The sequence below is a fragment of the Phenylobacterium sp. genome (genome assembly GCF_041916435.1).
Classification (GTDB): domain Bacteria; phylum Pseudomonadota; class Alphaproteobacteria; order Caulobacterales; family Caulobacteraceae; genus Phenylobacterium.
On the sequence record NZ_JAYRZM010000003.1, the window covers coordinates 239,990 to 259,597 of the forward strand.

At 72.9% G+C, this 19,608-nt stretch carries 16 protein-coding genes; 12 read left to right on the forward strand and 4 right to left on the reverse strand.

The genetic code is table 11. The features are described from left to right. The first annotated feature begins 57 nt into the window (after positions 1-57). From ACE3TA_RS09580 to ACE3TA_RS09590, 3 genes are read left to right on the forward strand one after another with little or no spacing between them, the layout of a single operon-like run. A complete protein-coding gene (locus tag ACE3TA_RS09580; protein ID WP_374572962.1) occupies positions 58-951 on the forward strand; it encodes a hypothetical protein in 894 nt (297 codons plus the stop codon). Positions 952-985: 34 nt separating this feature from the next. Continuing rightward, entirely contained in the window at positions 986-2,515 is a 1,530-nt protein-coding gene (locus ACE3TA_RS09585) for a DUF4118 domain-containing protein (RefSeq protein WP_374572964.1), read from the forward strand. Further along, positions 2,512-3,204, forward strand: a complete 693-nt coding sequence (locus ACE3TA_RS09590; protein WP_374572966.1) for a winged helix-turn-helix domain-containing protein — start codon at positions 2,512-2,514, stop codon at positions 3,202-3,204. Before ACE3TA_RS09585 ends, ACE3TA_RS09590 begins: the two co-directional genes overlap by 4 nt. Here the strand turns inward: ACE3TA_RS09590 and ACE3TA_RS09595 are convergent. From ACE3TA_RS09595 to ACE3TA_RS09605, 3 genes are all read right to left on the reverse strand, one after another. Beyond that, positions 3,201-5,108, reverse strand: a complete 1,908-nt coding sequence (locus ACE3TA_RS09595; protein WP_374572968.1) for a potassium transporter Kup — start codon at positions 5,106-5,108, stop codon at positions 3,201-3,203. The genes ACE3TA_RS09590 and ACE3TA_RS09595 overlap by 4 nt on opposite strands. Positions 5,109-5,221: 113 nt before the next feature. Continuing rightward, complete coding sequence (locus ACE3TA_RS09600) at positions 5,222-6,196, reverse strand: NADPH:quinone oxidoreductase family protein (protein ID WP_374572970.1); 975 nt, start codon at positions 6,194-6,196, stop codon at positions 5,222-5,224. 63 nt (positions 6,197-6,259) lie between these two features. Beyond that, on the reverse strand, positions 6,260-7,957 hold the full coding sequence (locus tag ACE3TA_RS09605; protein WP_374572972.1) for a class I adenylate-forming enzyme family protein: 1,698 nt from the start codon (positions 7,955-7,957) through the stop codon (positions 6,260-6,262). 121 nt (positions 7,958-8,078) lie between these two features. On the opposite strand from ACE3TA_RS09605, the gene ACE3TA_RS09610 reads away from it, so the two are divergent. The 5 genes from ACE3TA_RS09610 to ACE3TA_RS09630 all read left to right on the forward strand — a co-directional run bounded on the left by ACE3TA_RS09610 (position 8,079) and on the right by ACE3TA_RS09630 (position 13,047). Next, positions 8,079-9,356: an MFS transporter gene (locus ACE3TA_RS09610; RefSeq protein WP_374572974.1), complete on the forward strand. Its 1,278-nt coding sequence runs from the start codon at positions 8,079-8,081 to the stop codon at positions 9,354-9,356. Between the two features lie 46 nt (positions 9,357-9,402). Continuing rightward, the gene (locus ACE3TA_RS09615) at positions 9,403-9,993 is read left to right on the forward strand and encodes a DNA-3-methyladenine glycosylase I (protein ID WP_374572976.1); all 591 of its coding nucleotides are present in this window, start codon (positions 9,403-9,405) and stop codon (positions 9,991-9,993) included. After that, positions 9,993-10,610 (forward strand): ribonuclease HII, encoded by a 618-nt coding sequence (locus ACE3TA_RS09620; protein WP_374572978.1) that lies wholly within the window; start codon positions 9,993-9,995, stop codon positions 10,608-10,610. Before ACE3TA_RS09615 ends, ACE3TA_RS09620 begins: the two co-directional genes overlap by 1 nt. Before the next feature lie 31 nt (positions 10,611-10,641). After that, on the forward strand, positions 10,642-11,697 hold the full coding sequence (locus ACE3TA_RS09625; protein ID WP_374572979.1) for a DUF2332 domain-containing protein: 1,056 nt from the start codon (positions 10,642-10,644) through the stop codon (positions 11,695-11,697). Positions 11,698-11,967: 270 nt separating this feature from the next. After that, positions 11,968-13,047: a site-specific DNA-methyltransferase gene (locus tag ACE3TA_RS09630; RefSeq protein WP_374572981.1), complete on the forward strand. Its 1,080-nt coding sequence runs from the start codon at positions 11,968-11,970 to the stop codon at positions 13,045-13,047. A 190-nt stretch (positions 13,048-13,237) separates the two neighbouring features. Here the strand turns inward: ACE3TA_RS09630 and mutY are convergent, their stop codons facing one another. After that, positions 13,238-14,284 (reverse strand): A/G-specific adenine glycosylase, encoded by a 1,047-nt coding sequence (gene mutY / locus ACE3TA_RS09635; RefSeq protein WP_374572983.1) that lies wholly within the window; start codon positions 14,282-14,284, stop codon positions 13,238-13,240. Between the two features lie 45 nt (positions 14,285-14,329). Between mutY and ACE3TA_RS09640 the strand changes: the two genes are divergently transcribed. From ACE3TA_RS09640 to ACE3TA_RS09655, 4 genes are all read left to right on the forward strand, one after another. Continuing rightward, positions 14,330-14,872, forward strand: a complete 543-nt coding sequence (locus ACE3TA_RS09640) for a DUF721 domain-containing protein (RefSeq protein WP_374572985.1) — start codon at positions 14,330-14,332, stop codon at positions 14,870-14,872. Positions 14,873-14,983: 111 nt separating this feature from the next. Next, on the forward strand, positions 14,984-15,598 hold the full coding sequence (locus ACE3TA_RS09645; RefSeq protein WP_374572987.1) for a DsbA family protein: 615 nt from the start codon (positions 14,984-14,986) through the stop codon (positions 15,596-15,598). 16 nt (positions 15,599-15,614) lie between these two features. Then, positions 15,615-19,058 carry a chromosome segregation protein SMC gene (gene smc, locus ACE3TA_RS09650; RefSeq protein WP_374572989.1) on the forward strand — a complete coding sequence of 1,148 codons (3,444 nt, stop codon included), beginning with the start codon at positions 15,615-15,617 and terminating at the stop codon, positions 19,056-19,058. Positions 19,059-19,236: 178 nt separating this feature from the next. Next, positions 19,237-19,593: a F0F1 ATP synthase assembly protein I gene (locus tag ACE3TA_RS09655; protein ID WP_374572991.1), complete on the forward strand. Its 357-nt coding sequence runs from the start codon at positions 19,237-19,239 to the stop codon at positions 19,591-19,593. Positions 19,594-19,608: the final 15 nt, after the last annotated feature.

Consider the following 19,608-nt stretch of genomic DNA (forward strand, 5'->3'; position numbering starts at 1 on the left):
CCGGGGGCGCCGGGCCGCATGGATTGGGCGCGCCGCGTGCGGCGGCGCGGACGCTGGATGACTTCGCCTTCGCCAAAAGACGACACGCCGAACCCGTTCGCCCGGGCCGGAACCTGGGGTTCGCCCTCGCCCGGCGTGATGCGGATCGGCCCGCTGCCGAAGGCCGCGCCCGCCGCGCCCGAAGCTCCCCCGGCCGCGGCCAGGCCGGCGCGCGGCGGGGTGCTCACCGGATCGGCCCTGCCGCCGCCGCGCCCGCGCTCGCCGATGGAGGCGATGATGGCGCCCGCGGCCCCGCGCCCGGCCGAGCCCGCCGTCCAGCCGCAGCCCGCGCCCAGGCCGGAGCCCGCGCCCGAGCCGGTCGTGGCCGAGATCCAGCCCGCGGAGACGCCGGCGGAAGCCGACGTGATCGAGACGACCCCGGCCGGGATGCTGCTGTCGGCCGCGCCGCGACGGCGCGAGCGCCGCCAGCCGCGCCGGCGGCCGCTTTCGCTCCGCGCCCCGCTGATCGCCGGCGCGGTCTGCCTGGCCGTGGCGGCGGTCTCGGCGGCGATCCTGCTGCCGATGCGCAAGCCCGCGCAGAAGACCCCGGCCGAGGCCGTGGCGGCGTCCGCGACGGCCGCCTCCGCGACCGCCGCCGCTGCACCGGCCCAGCCGCTCGAGGCGGCCACGGCCGCGCCGACGCCGGCGCAGGCGCCCGAGACCAAGCCGACGCCCGCCGACGCCCGGCCAAAGCCCGTGAAGGTCGCCGCGGCCCGGCCGAGGAGCGCCAGGCCCGCCGCCGCCAAGCCCGCCCAGAGCGCGGCGACGCCAGCCGCGCCCGCGCCGGTCGACGTGACGCTCAACGCGACGCCGGTGACGCCCCCGCCCGCCCCCGAGCCGGCGCCGCGAGCCCCGCCGCCGCCCGCCGATCCAGACGCGCCGATGGTCACGAGCCAGCCCGACATGCGCTAGGGCGCGCGCGCCGCCGCTGGACTACATTGGCTCCATGACCGAGTCCGCCACCGCCGACGGCGCTTCGGCCCCCGGCGGCGCGCGCGGCCGGACGGGCCGGGCCCTCGCCCACGCCGCCGCCCTGGCGCCGGTGGCCCTGGCGGGCGCGATCGCCGCCGGGGCGCGGCTGGACGGCGCCAACCTGGCCATGGCCTTCCTGGCGGCGGTGCTGGTGAGCGCCGTGAGCTTCGGCCTCGGCCCGGCGCTGACCGCGGCCCTGGCCGCGGCGGTGGGCTACGACTTCTTCTTCCTCGAGCCCCGCTTCACCTTCCACATCGCCCGGCCAGCCGATCTGGTGACCTTCGCCGTCTTCTTCCTGGCGGCGCTGGCGACGGGATGGCTGGCCGGCCGCGCGCGCGACGAGGCCCGGCGCGCCACCGCCGAGGCCCGCACGGTCGCGGCGCTGTTGGCCGCCAGCGAGCGGCTGTCGGCCAGCGCCAGCCGCGAGCAGGCGGCTCAGGTGCTGGTGGAGCGGCTGCAGGACGCGGGCGTCGGCGCGGCGGTGGTGCTGGCCCCGGCGGGCGAGACGATGCGGGTGATCGCCGCGTCCGGCGGCCTGTCGGCGCTGGACGACGCCAACACCTCGGCCGCGCAGGGCGTGTGGGAGACGGGCGAGGACGCTCCGGCGGGCGACTGGCGTTTCCGGCCGCTGGAGGGGGCGCATGGACGCGTGGGCGTGGTCGGCCTGCGCGCCGCCGCCTCGCCGGCGCCCGACGCGGACCGGCGGCTGACCCAGGCGCTGCTGGCCGAGGGCGCGGCCGCGCTGGAGCGCGCGCAGTTGGCGGAGGCGGCGGCGGAGAACGCGGCGCTGCGCCGGGCCGACGAACTGCGCTCGGCCCTGCTGAACTCCATCAGCCACGACTTCCGCACGCCCCTGGCCAGCGTGCTGGGGGCGGCCACGACCCTGCAGGACTTCGAGGCCGAACTGGCGCCGGCGGTGAAGCGCGACCTGCTGGAAAGCATTGGCGAGGACGCCCGGCGGCTGAACCGCTACGTCGGCGACCTGTTGGACATGAGCCGCCTGGAGGCCGGGGCGCTGGCCCCGCGGCGGGAGTGGACGGACGTGCGCGAGGCGATCAACTCGGCCATAGATCGGGCGCCCGAGGGCGCGGCGCAGCGCATCGCCCGCGATTTCGCCAAGCCGCTGTCGAAGGTGAAGGCCGACCAGACGCTGCTGGAGCAGGCGGTGCTGAACATCCTGGAGAACGCCCTCGCCTATTCGCCCGCCGAGGCGCGGATCGAAGTGGCCGCCCACGAGGATCTGGAGACCGTGGTGATCACCATCGAGGACGAAGGGCCGGGCGTGCCGCGCGAGGCGCTGGGCGCGATCTTCGAGCGGTTCCGCCGCCTGGAGCAGCCAAGCGACAGGGGGCGCGGCCTTGGCCTGGGCCTGTCCATCGCCAAGGGTTTCGTCGAGGCCATGGGCGGGCGCATCGCCGCCGCCAGCCCCGTGCGCGACGGACACGGAACCCGCTTCGTGATCAGCCTGCCCAAGTCCGTGGCCACTCCGAGGGACCTCTTGTGAGCCTGCACCGCCCCCGCATCCTGGTGATCGACGACGAGCCGCAGATCCACCGGTTCCTCGCCCCGGCCCTGGAGGCGTCGGGCTACGAGCCGGTGCGGGCCCTGACCGCCGAGGCGGGCTTGCGCGAACTGGCGGCCAAGGCGCCCGACGCGGTGATCCTGGATCTCGGCCTGCCGGACCTGGATGGCAAGGCGGCGCTGGCCAGGGCGCGCGCCTTCTTCTCGGGGCCGGTGATCATCCTTTCGGCGCGCGACCGCGAGATCGAGAAGATCGCCGCCCTGGACGCCGGGGCCGACGACTATGTGGAAAAGCCCTTCGGCGTGGGCGAGCTGCTGGCCCGGCTGCGGGTGGCCCTGCGGCGCGAGCCGAAGCGCGGCGAGGCGGTGCTGAAGGTGACGGCGGGCGACCTCGACATCGACCTCGCCCAGCGGATGGTGCGCCGGGGCGGCGAGCCCGTGCGCTTGTCTCCGAAGGAGTTCGAGCTGCTGGCCGCGCTGGTGGAGGCCGGCGGCAAGGTGACCGCCCACCGCCAGTTGCTGACCGCCGTCTGGGGCCCTGCGCACGAAGCCGACGTGCAGTACCTGCGGGTCTTCATCGGCCAGTTGCGCCAGAAGCTGGAGGCCGACCCGGCGCACCCGGCGAGGATCGTCACCGAGCCTGGGGTCGGCTACCGCTTCCTGGCCGACTAGACCGTCATCTGCGCGCCAAGCTCCACCACCCGGCCCGGCGGGATGCGGAAGAAGTCGGTGGGATTGGCGGCGTTGCGCATCAGGTAGACGAACAGCCTGTCCTGCCACAGCGGCATCGAGCCGCCCGCGGTGGGCACCACCGAGCGCCGGCCCAGGAAGAACGAGGTGGCCATGATGTCGAAGCGCACGCCCTGGCGACGGGCGAGGCCCAGCGCCTTGGGCACGTTCGGGCTTTCCATGAAGCCGTAGGCGATGCGCACGCGCCTGAAGTCGGGGGCGAGGGTTTCGACCGTCACCCGCTGATCCTCGGCCACGCGCGGCTCGTCGGAGGTGACGACCGACAGGATGATGTTCTGCTCGTGCAGCACGCGGTTGTGCTTGAGGTTGTGCATCAGCGCCACCGGAGCGGCGTCAGGATCGGAGGTCAGGAACACCGCCGTGCCCGCCACGCGGAACGGCGGGCGCGCCTGCAGGGTGCGGATCAGGTCGGCCAGGGGCACGGACTCGCGCCGGCTCTTGGCGGCCAGGCTCTCCGAGCCGGTGCGCCAGGTCCACATGACGAGCACCAGCGAGGCGCCGAGCAGCAGCGGGAACCAGCCGCCCTGGGCGATCTTCAGGGTGTTGGCGCCGAAGAACACCAGGTCGAGCGCCAGCAGCGGCGCGGCCACGGCGATCGCCAGGGGCAGGCTCCAGCCCCATTGGCGGCGCATCACCACGAAGGCCAGGAGCACGGTGATGACCATGGTGGCGGTCACCGCGATGCCGTAGGCCGCGGCCAGGTTCGACGAGTTGCGGAACATGTAGAGCAGGAAGATCACCCCGATCATCAGCAGGGCGTTGACCTGGGGCACATAAATCTGCCCCGAGACGGTCTCGCTGGTGCGACGGATGTCCAGGCGCGGCAGAAGGCCAAGCTGCACCGCCTGCTGGGTCATGGAGAACGCGCCGGTGATGACCGCCTGGCTGGCGATAACGGTGGCGGCCGTGGTCAGCGCCAGCACCGGCCAGTAGGCGAAGGCCGGGATCATGCGAAAGAACGGGTCGGCCTGGGCCGCCGGATCGGCCAGCACCAGGGCGCCCTGGCCCAGGTAGTTCAGCATCAGGCAGGGAAAGGCCACGGCGAGCCAGGCGGTGCGGATCGGGCCTTTGCCGAAATGGCCGATGTCGGCGTAGAGCGCCTCGGCCCCGGTGACCACCAGGAACACGCTGCCCAGGATGGCCAGGCCCAGCCAGCCGTCGCTGATCAGCAGGCGCACGCCGTAGTAGGGGCTGAGCCCCATCAGGACACGGGGCTCCTTGAGAATGTAGGCGATCCCCATGGCCGCCAGCACCGCGAACCAGACCAGGGTGACCGGGCCGAAGAAGCGGCCGACGGTCGCGGTGCCGCGCGACTGCACCATGAAGAGGGCCACCAGGATGCAGGTGGCCGCCGGCAGCACGTAGGGCGCCAGCACCGGGCCCACGACCGGCGCCGCGGCCAGGCCCTCGGCCGCCGACAGCACCGAGATGGCCGGCGTGATCAGGCCGTCGCCGTAGAACAGGGCCGCGCCGCAGACGCCGAGCACCACCACCCAGAGCGAGCGGCGGCCGAGCGCGTGCTGCGCCAGGGCCATGAGCGCCAGGGTTCCCCCCTCGCCCTGGTTGTCGGCCCGCATGACCACCACGAGGTACTTGATCGTCACCACCAGCACGAGAGCCCAGAAGATCAGCGAGACGACGCCCAGGACGGCCAGGTCGCTGGCGCCGCCCCTGGCGTGGGCCAGGGCCTCGCGCACCGCATAGAGCGGGCTGGTGCCGATGTCGCCGAAGACGACCCCGACGGAGCCCAGGGTGAGCGCCCAGAACCCATGGGCTCGCGCGGACTGCGCCGCCGGCGCCTGCCCGACGGCTTCGATCTGCGACATGGAATGCGGCCTCCTGCTGCCATAGCCAGGCCGCGATCCTGGGCCGTCAGGCCGTCAAGCTTCGATATGGAAGGCGGGCCGGCCGCATAAGGGATCCATAAGGATCGGCCGGCTCAGTCGATCGCCAGCACCGTCTTGCCGGCGCCCTGGCCGGAGAGGGCGAATTCTAGGGCCTCGCGCCCCTGATCGAAGGTGAAGACCCGGCCGACCGGCGGAGAAAGCCGGCCTTCGGCGATCCAGGCCATCAGGTCGGCGAGGTCGGTCCTGGCCCGGGCGACCTCGAACAGCAGGAACTGGCGCACGTCGACACCGATCAGGGCCGCGCCCTTCATCAGGGGCAGGTTGGCCGGCAGCGCCGGGATCGGCCCGCCGGCGAAGCCGACCACCAGGTGGCGCCCGCCCCAGGCCAGCGAACGGAACGCCGGCTGGAAGAGCGGCCCGCACACCGGGTCGAACACCACGTCGGGGCCCTTGTCCTCGGTCAGCGCCTTCAGGCGGTCGCGCCAGCCTTCGGGGTCGGTGTCGATCGCCTGGTCCGCGCCATGCTCCAGGCAGAAGGCCCGCTTGGCCTCGGTGGAGGCCGCGGCGACCACTTGGGCGCCGAGGAGCCGGCCCACCTGCACCGCCGCCGCGCCGACGCCGCCCGCCGCCCCCAGCACCAGGAGCCGCTCGCCGGGGCGCAGCATCGCCCGCTGGCGAAGGCCGTGCAGAGCCGTCAGATAGTTGATGCGCAGGCCCGAGGCGGCGGCGAAGTCCAGCTTGTCCGGCAGGGGAACCACGCTCGCGGCCGGGGCCAGGGCGTATTCGGCGAAGCCGCCGGCGGCCTGGGCCATCACCCGCTGGCCGACCGCCAGCCCCTCGACGCCCTCGCCCAGGGCGTCGATCACGCCGGCGATCTCGCCGCCCGGCGTGTGCGGCAGGGGCGGCTTGACCTGGTAGCGGCCGAGCGAGACCAGCGCGTCCACATAGCCCACGCCGCAGGCGCGCACGCGGATGCGCGCCTGCCCCTTGGCGGGTTCGGGAAGCGGCAGGTCGACGAGCCGATAGTCGTCGATGGACTCCAGGGTCTCCGCCCGCCAGGCCTTCATGCGCATATCCTCCCCGTCCGCGGGCAGGCTAGGCGGCCTGCCCCAGGGGACGGCAAGGCGCGGTCAGGCCGCCGCTGCCGGGTCGAGCGTGTCGCGCAGGTCGCGCTTGACGAACTTGCCCGAGGCGTTGCGCGGCAGGGAGTCCTCAAGGAACCAGATGTAGCGGGGGATCTTGTGCTTGGCGATGTAGGCGGCGCAGTGCTCGCGCAGCTCCTCCGCCGTCAGGCTCTGGCCCGGCTTCAGCACCACCGCCGCGCCCACTTCCTCGCCCAGCCGCTGATCAGGCACGCCGAAGACGCTGCACTCGGCCACGGCCGGATGGCGGAAGATGCAGCTCTCCACCTCGGCGCAGTAGATGTTCTCGCCGCCGCGCAGGACCATGTCCTTCTTGCGGTCGACGATGTAGATGAAGCCGTCCTCGTCGATGCGGGCGACGTCGCCGGTGTGCAGCCAGCCGTCGGTGATCGACTGGGCGGTGGCGTCGGGGCGGTTGATGTAGCCCTTGATCACCGGCGCGCCCTTGACCCACAGCTCGCCGATCACGCCGGGGGGCAGGTCGCGGCCCTCGTCGTCCACGCACTTGACCTCGAACGAGGGCATGGCCGGGCCGGCGCTGTCGGGGCGGTCGACGAAGAAGTCGCCGGACACCGAGGTGATGATCCCGCAGGTCTCAGTCATGCCGTAGCCGGTGTTCGGCCGGGCGGTCTTCACCGACGAGTCGATCTTGGCCACCAGGTCGGGCTGCAGCTGCGCGCCGCCGCCGCCCAGCGACATCAGGCTGGAGGTGTCGGTGGTCTCGAACTCCGGATGGCTGATCAGCTCGCGCGACATCACCGGCACGCCGCTCATGGCGCTGACCTTCTCGCGCTCGATGAGCTTGAGCGCCTCGCCCGCGTCCCAGCGGTACATCAGGACGATCGTGCCGCCGCCGGCGGTGACCAGATAGGCGCCGCAGTTGTTGGCGGTGACGTGGAACAGGGGCGTGGTCAGAAGGGCCACCGGCGGCGGAGCCGTGGCCGGATCCGGCGGGGCGATCCCGGTGGCGCGCTGGGTGGCCAGGCCCTGGACCTGGCCGGAGAAGACCATGTTGAAAAGGTTGGCCACGCAGCCACGGTGGGTGAGCTGGGCGCCCTTCGGATTTCCAGTGGTGCCCGACGTGTAGAAGATGCAGGCGTCGGCGTCGGCGTCGACCTTGACCTCGGGCATGGCGCCGCCCTGGGCGACCACGTCCGACCAGGCGATCGCGCCGGCCGGCGGCTCGGTGCGCACGGCCACCACCTTGACCCCCTCGACCATCGCCGGCCGCTCGGCCACCCGGGCGAGACGCTCGGCGTCGGCGAACAGCACCTTCGGCGCGGAGTCCGACAGGGCGTAGGCCATCTCCTCGGCGGTCCACCAGGCGTTCATGCCCACGGCGGCCACGCCGATGGAGACGCAGGCCCAGTAGATCAGGAGCCATTCTGGATAGTTGCGCATGGCGATGGCCACGCGGTCGCCGGGCTGCACCCCCTGGGCCATCAGCCAGTTGGCGATGGAGGCCGTGATGGCGTGAGCCTCGGCGTAGGTGATCCGGTCGTCCTGGTAGACGAGGTAGGTGCGGTCGCCGAACGCAGCGGTGGAAAGCCAGAACTCGCGGACCGAGGGCGGCGCGTTCTTGAAATTGCGCAGCTTCTGGCCGCGCACGTCGACCTCGACGATCTCGAAGGGCGCGCCCGGCGCGGTCAGTTCGCTCCAGGCCTTGTGCAGCTCGGCGTAATGCATCGTCCCTCCCTTTGATTATCGATACTCACTTACAGAGGAACGGGCCGACTTCAAGACCGGAGCTTGACGGCGAGCGCCCGGCCGCCCAAGCGGGGGGCGAAGTCGTTGGGGGAAAGCATCCATGTCGCAGCCCTTGGCCGGCGCCGAGACGCCGCCGGCGCGCCGCATCCTGTTGGCCAGCCTGGTCGGCACGGCCGTGGAGTTCTACGACTTCTACATCTACGCCACGGCCGCCTCGCTGGTGTTCGGCCCCTTGTTCTTCGCCGACGCGCCGCCGGCCGCGCAGCTCCTGTTGTCCTACGCCACCTTCGCCATCGCCTTCTTCACCAGGCCCCTGGGCGCGTTCGTGTTCGGCCATTTCGGCGACCGGATCGGGCGCAAGTCGACCCTGGTCGCCTCGCTGATGCTGATGGGCGGCTCGACGGTGGCGATCGCCTTCCTGCCGACCTACGCCCAGGCCGGCTGGGTCGCGCCGCTGCTCTTGTGCCTGCTGCGTTTCGGACAGGGCTTCGGCCTGGGCGGCGAGTGGGGCGGAGCGGCTTTGCTGGCGGTCGAGAACGCCCCGCCCGGCTGGCGGGCGCGCTGGGGCATGTTCCCCCAGCTCGGCGCGCCGGTGGGCTTCCTGGCCTCCAACGGCCTGTTCCTGATCCTGGGGATGACGCTCACCCCCGAGCAGTTCCTGGCCTGGGGCTGGCGCCTGCCGTTCCTGCTCAGCGTGATCCTGGTGGGCCTGGGCCTTTGGGTGCGTCTGAGGCTGACCGAGACGCCGGCCTTCGCCGCCGCGCTGGCCGAGGCGCCGCCGCCGCAGGTGCCCTTCGCCGAGCTGATCCGCCGCCACCCGCGCGAGACCATCGGCGGCACCTTCGCCGTGGTGGCCTGCTTCGCCGTCTTCTACATCTCCACCGCCTTCGCCCTGGGCTATGGCGTGACCGCCCTGGGCTACAGCCGCCAGGCGTTCCTGGGCGCGCAGCTCGGCGCCATCGGCTTCATGGCGCTGGGCATCGTGCTGGCCGGCTTCTGGTCGGACCGCACCAACCCGCGGCGCGTCCTGATGCGCGGCTGCCTGATGGTGGTGGCCGGCGGGCTGATGATGGCGCCGATGCTTGGTTCGGGATCGCTGTTCCTGGTGTGGGGGTTCCTCTCCATCGCGCTCTTGATGATGGGCTTCGTCTACGGCCCGCTCGGCGCGTTCCTGCCGAGCCTCTTTCCGGCGCGGGTGCGCTACACCGGCGTTTCGGTGGCCTTCAACGTGGGCGGCATCATCGGCGGGGGCCTGACCCCGCTGATCGCCCAGAAGCTGGCCGACCAGGGCGGGCTGACGCCGGTGGGGATCTACCTGGCCGCCGCGGCCCTGGTGAGCTTCGTCGCCCTGGCGCCGCTGAAGCCCGAGGCGCTGTAGCGCGGCCGCCTTGCCCACGGCGCGCCAGCCGGGGACAGTGCCGGCCATGAGCGAGGATCCGATTCGCTGCGGCTGGCGCGGCATGCAGGGCGACGCCCTCTACGAGGCCTACCACGACACCGAGTGGGGCGTGCCGGAGTACGATCCGCGCGCGCTGTGGGAGAAGCTGGTGCTGGACGGCTTCCAGGCGGGGCTGGCCTGGATCACCATCCTGCGCAAGCGCGAGGCGTTCCGCGCGGCGTTCGACGACTTCGATCCCGAGAAGGTGGCCCGCTACGGCGAGGCCGACCGCGCCCGGCTGATGGCCGACGCCGGCATCGTGCGCTCCAACGCCAAGATCGACGCGGCGATTTCCGGCGCGCGCATCTATCTGGACATGCGCGAGAAGGGCGAGGACTTCTCCAAGTTCCTGTGGGCCTTCACCGACGGCAAGCCGATCCAGAACGACTTCGCCGAGATCGCCCAGGTGCCGGCTCAGACGCCCGTGGCCGTGGAGATGTCCAAGGCGCTGAAGGCCAAGGGCTTCAAGTTCGTCGGCCCGGTGATCGTCTATGCGTTCATGCAGGCCACCGGCCTCGTCAACGACCACCTGGTCTCGTGCCACCGCCATGCGCCGGTGCGGGCGATGGGCGCCTGATGCCGGACTATGCGCTCGAGCTGGAATGCGCGGGGCCGGTCTGCGGGGTGGACGAGGCCGGGCGCGGGCCCTGGGCCGGGCCGGTGTCGGCCGCGGCGGTGATCCTGGACCCCATGCGCATTCCCGAGGGGCTGAACGATTCGAAGAAGCTGACGGCCAAGGCCCGCGGCGCCCTGGAGGTCGAGATCAAGGCGAGCGCGCTGGCCTGGGGCGTGGCCTTCGCCGAGGTCGACGAGATCGCCGAACTCAACATCCTGCACGCCACCGGCCTGGCCATGCGCCGGGCGGTGGAGGCGCTGGCGGTGGCGCCGGCCTTCGCCCTGGTGGACGGCAACTACGCCTTTCCGCTGCCCTGCCAGGTGAGGACGGTGGTGAAGGGCGACTCGCTGTCGGCCTCCATCGCGGCGGCCTCGATCCTGGCCAAGACCGCGCGCGACCGGCTGATGATCGAGATGGACGCCGTCTATCCCGGCTATGGCTTCGCCAGCCACAAGGGCTATCACGCCGAGATCCATGTGGAGGCGCTGCGGACCCTGGGCCCCTGCCCGATCCACCGGCGCGGCTGGGCGCCGATCCGCCAGGCGCTGGCCGGGCTTGATCGGCTGAATCAAGATTGACGCCCAGGGCCGCCGCCGGCCCCTGGGCGCCATGACCGACGCGCTGATCCAAACCTTCCGCCGACAAGGACGGGCCTGCCAGAACCTGGGCTCGCCGTTCCACGCCGCCCTGCTCGCCCTGGCCGCCGACGATCTTGAAGGCGGCTGGGACGGCGCGGGCCTGTTCGCCCCGTGGGCGGAGGCGGACGCCATGGCGATGTTCGCCGACGCCGTGCCCCTGCGCTTCCTCGGCGGGCTGCACGACATGGTGCTGGAAGGAGCGGACGCCGAGCTGGCCGCGGCCTATCCGGCGCCGGGACGCGCGGCCGATCCCGCCAGGGCCTGGGCCGCGGCGCGGGCGGCCGTCGCCGCACGGACCGAGCGCCTGGCCGCCTTCATGGCGCACGAGCCGCAGACCAACGAGGTGCGCCGCTCGGTCTGCCTGATCGGCGGCTTCCTGGAGGTCGCCAGGGCGAGCGGCCTGCCGCTGCAGGTGTTCGAGATCGGCTCCAGCGCCGGGCTGAACCTCAGCTTCGACCGCTACCGCTACGACCTGGGCGGCGCGTGCGTCGGCCCGGCGGACGCGCCGGTGCGGCTGGACACGGACTGGTCCGGCCCGGCTGCGCCCGTGGACGCGCCCTTGCAGGTGGCCGCCCGCGCCGCCTGCGACCGTCGCCCCGGCGACCTGACCGATCCGGCCCAGCGGCGCAGGCTGCTGGCCTACATCTGGCCCGACCAGTTCGAGCGCCTGGGCCGCATCCGCGCGGCGATCGACCTGGCGCTGGAGCTCGGCGTGAAGGTCGATGCCGCCGACGCCGTGGCCTGGACGCGCGAAAGGGTCGCGCCGCGGGCGGGCCGCGCGACCGTGCTCTTCCACTCGGTGTTCTGGCAGTACATGCCGGCCGAGAGCCAGGCGGCCCTGGCCGCGGCCATCGCCGACGTCGGCGCCCGCGCCGGCGCCGAGGCCCCCTTCGCCTGGCTGCGCATGGAGCCGGCCCCGCCGAGCATGGCCGCCATGGAGGTGCGCCTCACCCTGTGGCCCGCCGGCGAGGACCGCGTCCTGGCCGAAGTCCACCCCCACGGGGCGTGGGTGAAGTGGGCGGGGTGACGGACGGATAGGCCGGCGCTGCACCAACCCCCTCCACCGCTCCGCGGTCCCCCTCCCCCTAAGGGGGAGGAGAAGGCTCGACGGCGCCGTTTCGATCTCCTCCCCCGCGAAGTGGGGGAGGGGGACCGCGAAGCGGTGGAGGGGCCTTCAAAGCTGTCTTCTCAGAAGAGGAACCGCGACAGCAGCTTAATCCCCTGTTCACCACGTTCCTTAGGCGGGTCTTCACCACGTCAGACGAGGATTCCCTCTCCTGAGTAGCGAGGAGCGGGCATGTCGTTTCCGGCCGAGACCATCATCTGCGGCGATTGCATCGAAGAGCTGAAGAAGCTGCCGGAGAAATCCGTCGACCTGGTCTTCGCCGACCCGCCCTACAACTTGCAGCTCGGCGGCGATCTGCTGCGTCCCGACAATTCCAAGGTCGACGCGGTGGACGACGACTGGGACCGCTTCGAGAGCTTCGAGGCCTATGACGCCTTCACCAAGGCCTGGCTGAAGGAATGCCGGCGCGTGCTGAAGGACGACGGCGCCCTGTGGGTGATCGGCAGCTACCACAACATCTTCCGCGTGGGCGTGACCCTGCAGGACCTGGGCTTCTGGATCCTCAACGACATCGTCTGGCGCAAGGCCAACCCGATGCCGAACTTCAAGGGCACGCGCTTCACCAACGCGCACGAGACCCTGATCTGGGCGGCCAAGGGGCGTGGCGCGCGGCGCTACACCTTCAACTACGACGCCATGAAGATGGCGAACGACGAAGTGCAGATGCGCTCGGACTGGACCTTCCCGCTGTGCACCGGCGAGGAGCGGCTGAAGGACGAGACCGGCTCCAAGGCCCACCCGACCCAGAAGCCTGAAGCCCTGCTGCACCGGGTGATCCTGGCCTCGTCGAAGCCCGGCGACCTGATCCTCGACCCCTTCTTCGGCACCGGCACCACCGGCGCGGCGGCCAAGCGCCTGGGCCGGCGGTTCATCGGCCTTGAGCGCGAGGAGGGCTACGCCAAGCTCGCCAAGGCGCGCATCGCCAAGGTCATGCCCGCGACCGCCCAGGAGCTGGAGGTGACCGGCTCGAAGAAGGCCGAGCCGCGCATTCCCTTCGGCCAGATCGTCGAGTCGGGCCTCTTGCGCGCCGGCGACACGCTCTACGATCCCAAGGGCGAGCGGGCCGCGCGGGTGCGCGCCGACGGCAGCCTGGCGGTGGGCGAGATGACCGGCTCGATCCACAAGGTCGGCGCCATGGTGCAGTCGGCGCCGGCCTGCAACGGCTGGACCTACTGGCACTTCAAGTCCGACGCGGGCCTGGCCCCCATCGACGTGCTGCGCGCCAAGGCCCGCGCCGCCCTGGCGGCCTAGCCGACCCACGGCCCGACGACGCGAAGTCCTGAGATGCTCCCCCTCTGGGGGAGCTGTCGCGGAGCGACTGAGGGGGACTTTGGCTCCCTGGCGCCGACGGAGGGCTTCCGAGAGACTGGACCGAGTTTCAGTCCCCCTCAGGCCCTTCGGGCGAGCTCCCCCAGAGGGGGAGCATCTATCCCGCATCGCGTCAGAGCAGGTTCCCCAGGCCCGCCCGCGCCGCCTTGAGGAAGACGCTCGGCAGGGCCTGAAGACCCGAACGCGGCGTCCAGATCACGTCGTCGGCCTCGCCCTCCGCCCGCATCAGAACGAGCGTCAGGGAAAAGTGGGTGAAGACGTGCTCGATCTCGCCCGCCGCGCGCCAATCGGCCGAGACCGGCGCGGCGGCGCGCGCCTCGGCGGCGCTGAACGGCTGGGAACGCCAGTCGGAGGTCGGCAGGCCGAGCATTCCGCCCAGGAGGCCCTTGGCCGGTCGGCGCACCAGGGCGACCTCGCCGCCCCGGGTCAGCACATAGGCCACGCCGTGGCGGCGCGGGCGCTCGGCCTTGGGCGTCTTGCGCGGATAGGTCTCCGGCCGGCCGCCCGCCCGCGCGGCGCAGGCCTGGGCGATCGGGCAGCGTTCGCACAGCGGCGCCTTGGGCCGGCAGATCGTCGCGCCCAGGTCCATCAGCGCCTGAGCCCAGTCGCCCGGGCGCTCGTCGCGCACCAGGCCCGCGGCCAGGGCCTTCAGTTCCGGCTTGGCGTCCGGCAGCGGCGTCTCGACCGCATGGAGACGCGCCATCACCCGCTCGACGTTGCCGTCGACCACGTTGGCCGGCCGGTCGAAGGCGATGGCGGCGACGGCGGCGGCCGTGTACGGCCCGAACCCCGGCAAGGCGCGCAGCCGCTCCTCCGTGTCCGGGAAGACCCCGCCATGCTCGCGCGCGACAACCCGCGCGCAGGCCAGGAGGTTGCGGGCGCGGGCGTAGTAGCCGAGCCCGGCCCAGGCGGCCATCACCTCGGCGTCGTCCTCGGCGGCGAGGTCCGAGACCGTCGGCCAGCGGGCGGTGAACTTCAGGAAATAGGGCGCGGCGTGCGGCACGGTGGTCTGCTGCAGCATCACCTCGGAAAGCCAGACCCGGTAGGGATCGGCGCGCACGCCCTGGGCCGTCTCGCCAGGCCCCACGCGCCAGGGCAGGTCGCGGGCGCTGTCGTCGTACCAGGCAAGCAGGCGGGCGCGCAGGCGGTCGGGGTTCATCGCCCTTCTCCTAGCGGATTTCGCGCCCGGCGCTAGGATGGCGCCATGGCCCGCAAGCTGCCCTCGCCGGAAGAGACCGTGCGCATCCTGGCGCAGCGGCGCACGCGCCCGTCGCCTCGCGTGATGCCCTCGGCCGGACGCGGCCTTTCCAAGCTGATCCGGGAGCTGGACGAGCGCTTCGGCCAGGGGCCGGGCGCGCTGCAGGCCCGCTGGCGCGAGATCGTCGGCGAGCAGATCGCCAAGCGCACCGAGCCGGTGAAGCTGGTCAAGGGCCGCGGCGGCGCGCCCGCCAGCCTGGAGATCCGCGTGGCCGGGCCGGCCGCGGCCCTGGTGCAGCACCAGGCGCCGGAGATCCTGGCGCGGGTGAACCTGTTCCTGGGCGAGGGCGCGGTGGGCAAGCTGCGCATCGTCCAGGGCCCCCTGCGCAACGTCGTCGCGGCCGCCGCGCCGCCCGTGCGACGCCGCGTGCCGCCGCTGGACGCGGCCCAGGAGGCCGAGCTCGCCAAGGGCTTGGCTGACGCGCCCGACGGGCCGCTGAAGACCGCGCTGATGGCGCTCGGCCGGGAGGTCTTGCGGGGCGGCCGCTGATCGGCCTTATCTGCGCCGCAAGCCGGTCCCAAGGGTCAGCCTCGCCACAGAGGCGGCGCGACGGGAATCGCGCTTTAATGATTTGTTCGCAATTCGCGGAGAGCGCTCCACATGCCGAATACCAACCGCCGCATCCTTGTTCTGGCCGCCATGGGCGCGCTTGCGCTCGCGGCCTGCAGCAAGACCGCTCAGAGCGCCGCCGCCGAAGGCGACATGACCCTGGGCGATCCCAAGGCGAAGATCGAGATGGTGGAGTACGCCTCGGCGAGCTGCGCGCACTGCGCGCGGTTCAACAACACGGTGTTCCCCGAGTTCAAGGCCAAGTACATCGACACCGGCAAGGTGCACTACACGCTCAAGGAATTCCTGACGCCGCCGAACGAGGTGGCCGCCGCCGGCTTCCTGATCGCCCGCTGCGCCGGCAAGGACAAGTACTTCAGCGTCCTGGACGCCGTCTTCCGCAACCAGGAACAGATGTTCATGACCGGCGACTTCCGCGGCGGCCTGCTGAAGGTGGCCCAGTCGGCGGGGATGACCGAGGACCAGTTCAACAAGTGCGTCTCCGACGAGGCCGCGCTGAAGGCGCTGAACGCCCGCGTCGAACGCGCCGTGAAGGTGGACAAGATCACCGGCACGCCGACCTTCTTCATCAACGGCAAGAAGGTGGCCGAAGGCGAAGTCACCATGGCCCAACTGGACGCGGCGGTCGCCGAGGCGTCCAAGTAACGGGCCCGCCGCCTCCGTGCACTTCCAGCGCCTCAAACTTTCGGGCTTCAAGTCCTTCGTCGACGCCACCGAGTTCCGCATCGAACCGGGGCTGACGGGGGTGGTCGGCCCGAACGGTTGCGGCAAGTCCAACCTCTTGGAAGCGCTGCGCTGGGTGATGGGCGCGAACTCCGCCAAGGCGATGCGCGCCGGCGGCATGGACGACGTGATCTTCGCCGGCTCCGGCCAGCGCCCCTCGCGCAACCACGCCGAGGTGGCGCTGACCATCGACAACGCCGACCGGCTGGCGCCGGCCGCGTTCAACGACCATCCGGTGCTGGAGGTGGTGCGGCGCATCGACAAGGGCGCGGGCTCCACCTACCGGATCAACGGCCGCGAGGTGCGCGCGCGCGACGTGCAGCTCCTGTTCGCCGACGCGTCCACCGGCTCGAACTCGCCGGCCCTGGTGCGCCAGGGCCAAATCTCCGAGCTGATCGCCGCCAAGCCGCAGAACCGGCGCCTGATCCTGGAAGAGGCCGCCGGCGTCTCAGGCCTGCATTCGCGCCGGCACGAGGCCGAGCTGCGGCTGCGCGCGGCCGAGGCCAACATGGCGCGGCTGGACGACGTGGGCCAAGAGCTGGAGAGCGCGCTCAACCGCCTGCGCCGCGAAGCCCGCCAGGCCGAACGCTACAAGAAGCTGTCGGCCGAGATCCGCTCGCTGCAGGGCGCGGTGCTCTATTCCCGCTGGAGCGAGGCGCGCGACATCGCCCAGCGCCTGCGCGAGGAGGCCGAGGAGGCGATCCGCGCGGTGGAGGAGACCGCCCGCGCCGCCGCCGCCGCCGTGACCCAGGCCGCCGCCGCCGAGGAGGCGCTGAAGCCGCTGCGCGAGGCCGAGGCCGTGGCCGCCGCGATCCTGGGCCGGCTGGCGATCGACAAGGACCGCATCGAGCGCGAGGGCGAGGCCCTGGCCGCCGAGGAGGCCCGGCTGGCCGGCGAGGTCGCGCGCATCGATTCGGACCGCGCGCGCGAGACCCAGATCGTCGAGGACGCCGAACGCGCCCTGGCCGGTCTGGCCGAAGAGTTGGCCGCCCTGGAGGCGGCTGTGGACCAGGCCCCCGAGCGCGTCCCTGAGCTGGAGGCCGCCGTGGCCGCGGCCGACAAGGCGCGGGCCGAGGCCGACGCCGCGGTGGAGGCCCTGGCCGCCGAGGTCGCCGCCGAGGAGGCCCGCCGCCGCGCCGCCGCCGCCCGCCTGGGCGAGGCCGAGGGCCGGGCGAACCGCACCCGCCAGGCGCTGGACCGGGCCAAGGCCGAGCGCCAGGCCCTGGGGCCGGCCGTCTCGCCGCAGACCGAATCGGCCCGCGCCGCCCTGGCCGAGGCCGAAGCCGCCGTGGCCGCCGCCCGCGCCGCGCTTGAGGCCGCCGAGGAGGAGCGCGCCCGGACCAGCGCCGCCGAGGCCGAGGCCCGCGAGGCCGCCCGCAAGCTGGACGAACAGCTCGGCCGCTACACCGCCGAGGCCCGGGCCCTGGCCCAGATCGTCGCGCCCCAGCGGCGCGGCGGCTTCACCCCGGCCCTGGACGAGGTCTCGCCCGAGCGCGGCTACGAGGCGGCCCTGGCGGCGGCCCTGGGCGACGACCTGGAGGCGGCGCTCGATCCCAAGGCCCCGGCGTTCTGGGGCGGGCGCGAGGCCGAGCCGCCGGCCTGGCCCGCGGGCGCGACGCCGCTCGCCCCGCTGGTCAAGGCGCCCAAGGCCCTGGCCGCGCGCCTGGCCTTCACCGCCCTGGTGGCGCGCGAAGACGGCGAACGGCTGCAGGCGATCCTGCCGCCCGGCGCGCGGCTGGTCTCCAGGGAAGGCGACCTGTGGCGCTGGGACGGCTTCACCACCCGCGCCGACGCCAAGCGGCCCGCCGCCGTGCGCATGGAGCAGAAGACGCGCCTGGCCGAGGTGGAGGCCGAGATCGAGAAGCTCGAGCCCAAGGCCAAGGCCGCGCGCGAGGCGCTGCAGGCCGCCCAGGCCCGCGCCCGCGCCGCCGAGGAGGCGCTGAAGCCGGCGCGCCGCGAGCCGCAGCTCGCCGAGCAGAAGGCCGCCCAGGCCCGCCAGGCGGTGGTCAAGCTCGACCAGGAAGCCGCCCGCCGCGAGGCCCAGGCCCAGTCCCTCGACGAGACCGTGGCGCGGCTTCAGGACGAACAGGCCGAAGCCGAAGCGAGCCTGGCCCAGGTGCGCGCAGACGCCGAGGCCGGCGGCGAGGCGAGCGACGCCGCCGAGCGGCTGGCCGCCGCCCGCGCCGCCGCCGGACCCGCGCGGGAAGCCGCCGCCGCAGCCCGCGCCGCGCTGGACGTGGAGGTGCGCGAGCGCGACGGCCGCGCCCGGCGCCTGGCGAGCCTGCGCCGCGACCGGGACGACTGGAGCCGCCGGGCCGCCTCGGCGTCCAAGCGCCTGGACGAACTGTCCGACGCCCGCGAGAAGGCGGTCGCCCAGCTCGACGCCGCGCGCGAGGCGCCCGCCGCCCTGGCGGAGCGCCGCGCCCGCCTGCTGGACGAGCTGTCAGCCGCAGAGACCCGCCGGACCGATGCGGGCGACGCCTTCCAGGCCGCCGACGCCGCGCGAATCGAGGCCGACCGGGCGGTGCGCGCCACCGAGCAGGCCGCCGGCGAGGCCCGCGAGCGCCGGGCCGGCCTGGACGCCAAGCTGGAGGCCGCGCGCGAGCGGCTGATCGAGATCACCACCCAGATCCGCGAGACCGCGCGGGTGGAGCCGGAGCAACTGGCCAAGCGCCTGGCCGACGAAGCCGTGGCCATCCCCACCGACGCCGGCGGCATCGAGGCCCACCTCTACGCCTTGGAGCGTCAGCGCGAATCGATCGGCGCGGTGAACCTGCGCGCCGAGGAGGAAGCGGCCGAGCACAGCCGCCGGCTGGAGGTGATGCAGACCGAGCGGGCCGACCTGACCGGGGCGATCACCCGCCTGCGCGAGGGAATCGACGAGCTGAACGGCGAGGGCCGCGAGCGGCTGCTGGCCGCGTTCGAGGTGATCGACGACCACTTCCGCGCCCTGTTCTCGGCCCTGTTCGAGGGCGGCCAGGCCGAACTTCGCCTGGTCGAATCGGACGATCCGCTGGAGGCGGGGCTGGAGATCTACGCCTGCCCGCCGGGCAAGAAGCTGGCGACCATGAGCCTGATGAGCGGCGGCGAGCAGGCCCTGACGGCGGCGGCCCTGATCTTCGCCGTGTTCCTGTCGCAGCCGGCCCCGATCTGCGTGCTGGACGAGGTGGACGCGCCGCTGGACGACGCCAACGTCGACCGATTCTGCAACATGCTGGACGAGATGCGCCGGCGCACGCACACCCGCTTCATCACCATCACCCACAACCCGGTGACCATGGCCCGGATGGACCGGCTGTTCGGCGTGACGATGGCCGAACGGGGCGTCTCGCAACTGGTCTCGGTGGACCTGCGCCAGGCCGAGGCCATGGCCGCCCAATAGGGGCCGGATCGCCGCGCCTGCGCGACAGATCGTGGAAAAACGACTTTTTGCAATATAAAACAACGCGTTACAAGGTGATTGCCCAGCCTTGACGCACTGCACCCGCCCCTATAGGTTCCGCGCGACTTTTCAGCCCCGGCTGCGGCGGCGACGTCGCGGTCGCATGACCTCCCGACGCATGGCGCAACCGGACGAACCGCGTGACGAGGCGATCAGACGTCTCGACGAAAGGGCTGACGCGCTGGCGGCGCGTACGGCCCGCGCAACGCCGGACTACGGCGCCACGGCGGCCAGCTACGGCTACCGCCTGATCGGCGTCCTGCTCGGCGGGGTTCTGGTGGGGTTGGGGTTCGGCTTTGCGATCGACGCGATCGCCAAGACCGCGCCCTGGGGGATGATCGTCGGAGTCCTGGCGGGCTTCGCAGTATCGACTTGGATGGCCGTTCGCACGGCCCAGCGGATGACCGCGGAGGCGGCGAGGGAGTGGGGCCCGGTTCGGGACCTGCCCGTCGACGACGCGGACGAGGAAGATTGAGGAGTTCGAGCCGGC

What these genes read in the sequence shown, in the direction of transcription:
- ACE3TA_RS09580 (WP_374572962.1), top strand. Translation starts at nt 58, where the DNA reads ATGACTTCGCCTTCGCCAAAAGACGACACGCCGAACCCGTTCGCCCGG.
- ACE3TA_RS09585 (WP_374572964.1), top strand. Translation starts at nt 986, where the DNA reads ATGACCGAGTCCGCCACCGCCGACGGCGCTTCGGCCCCCGGCGGCGCG.
- ACE3TA_RS09595 (WP_374572968.1), bottom strand. Translation starts at nt 5,108, where the DNA reads ATGTCGCAGATCGAAGCCGTCGGGCAGGCGCCGGCGGCGCAGTCCGCG.
- ACE3TA_RS09600 (WP_374572970.1), bottom strand. Translation starts at nt 6,196, where the DNA reads ATGAAGGCCTGGCGGGCGGAGACCCTGGAGTCCATCGACGACTATCGG.
- ACE3TA_RS09605 (WP_374572972.1), bottom strand. Translation starts at nt 7,957, where the DNA reads ATGCATTACGCCGAGCTGCACAAGGCCTGGAGCGAACTGACCGCGCCG.
- ACE3TA_RS09610 (WP_374572974.1), top strand. Translation starts at nt 8,079, where the DNA reads ATGTCGCAGCCCTTGGCCGGCGCCGAGACGCCGCCGGCGCGCCGCATC.
- ACE3TA_RS09615 (WP_374572976.1), top strand. Translation starts at nt 9,403, where the DNA reads ATGAGCGAGGATCCGATTCGCTGCGGCTGGCGCGGCATGCAGGGCGAC.
- ACE3TA_RS09620 (WP_374572978.1), top strand. Translation starts at nt 9,993, where the DNA reads ATGCCGGACTATGCGCTCGAGCTGGAATGCGCGGGGCCGGTCTGCGGG.
- ACE3TA_RS09625 (WP_374572979.1), top strand. Translation starts at nt 10,642, where the DNA reads ATGACCGACGCGCTGATCCAAACCTTCCGCCGACAAGGACGGGCCTGC.
- ACE3TA_RS09630 (WP_374572981.1), top strand. Translation starts at nt 11,968, where the DNA reads ATGTCGTTTCCGGCCGAGACCATCATCTGCGGCGATTGCATCGAAGAG.
- mutY (WP_374572983.1), bottom strand. Translation starts at nt 14,284, where the DNA reads ATGAACCCCGACCGCCTGCGCGCCCGCCTGCTTGCCTGGTACGACGAC.
- ACE3TA_RS09640 (WP_374572985.1), top strand. Translation starts at nt 14,330, where the DNA reads ATGGCCCGCAAGCTGCCCTCGCCGGAAGAGACCGTGCGCATCCTGGCG.
- ACE3TA_RS09645 (WP_374572987.1), top strand. Translation starts at nt 14,984, where the DNA reads ATGCCGAATACCAACCGCCGCATCCTTGTTCTGGCCGCCATGGGCGCG.
- ACE3TA_RS09655 (WP_374572991.1), top strand. Translation starts at nt 19,237, where the DNA reads ATGGCGCAACCGGACGAACCGCGTGACGAGGCGATCAGACGTCTCGAC.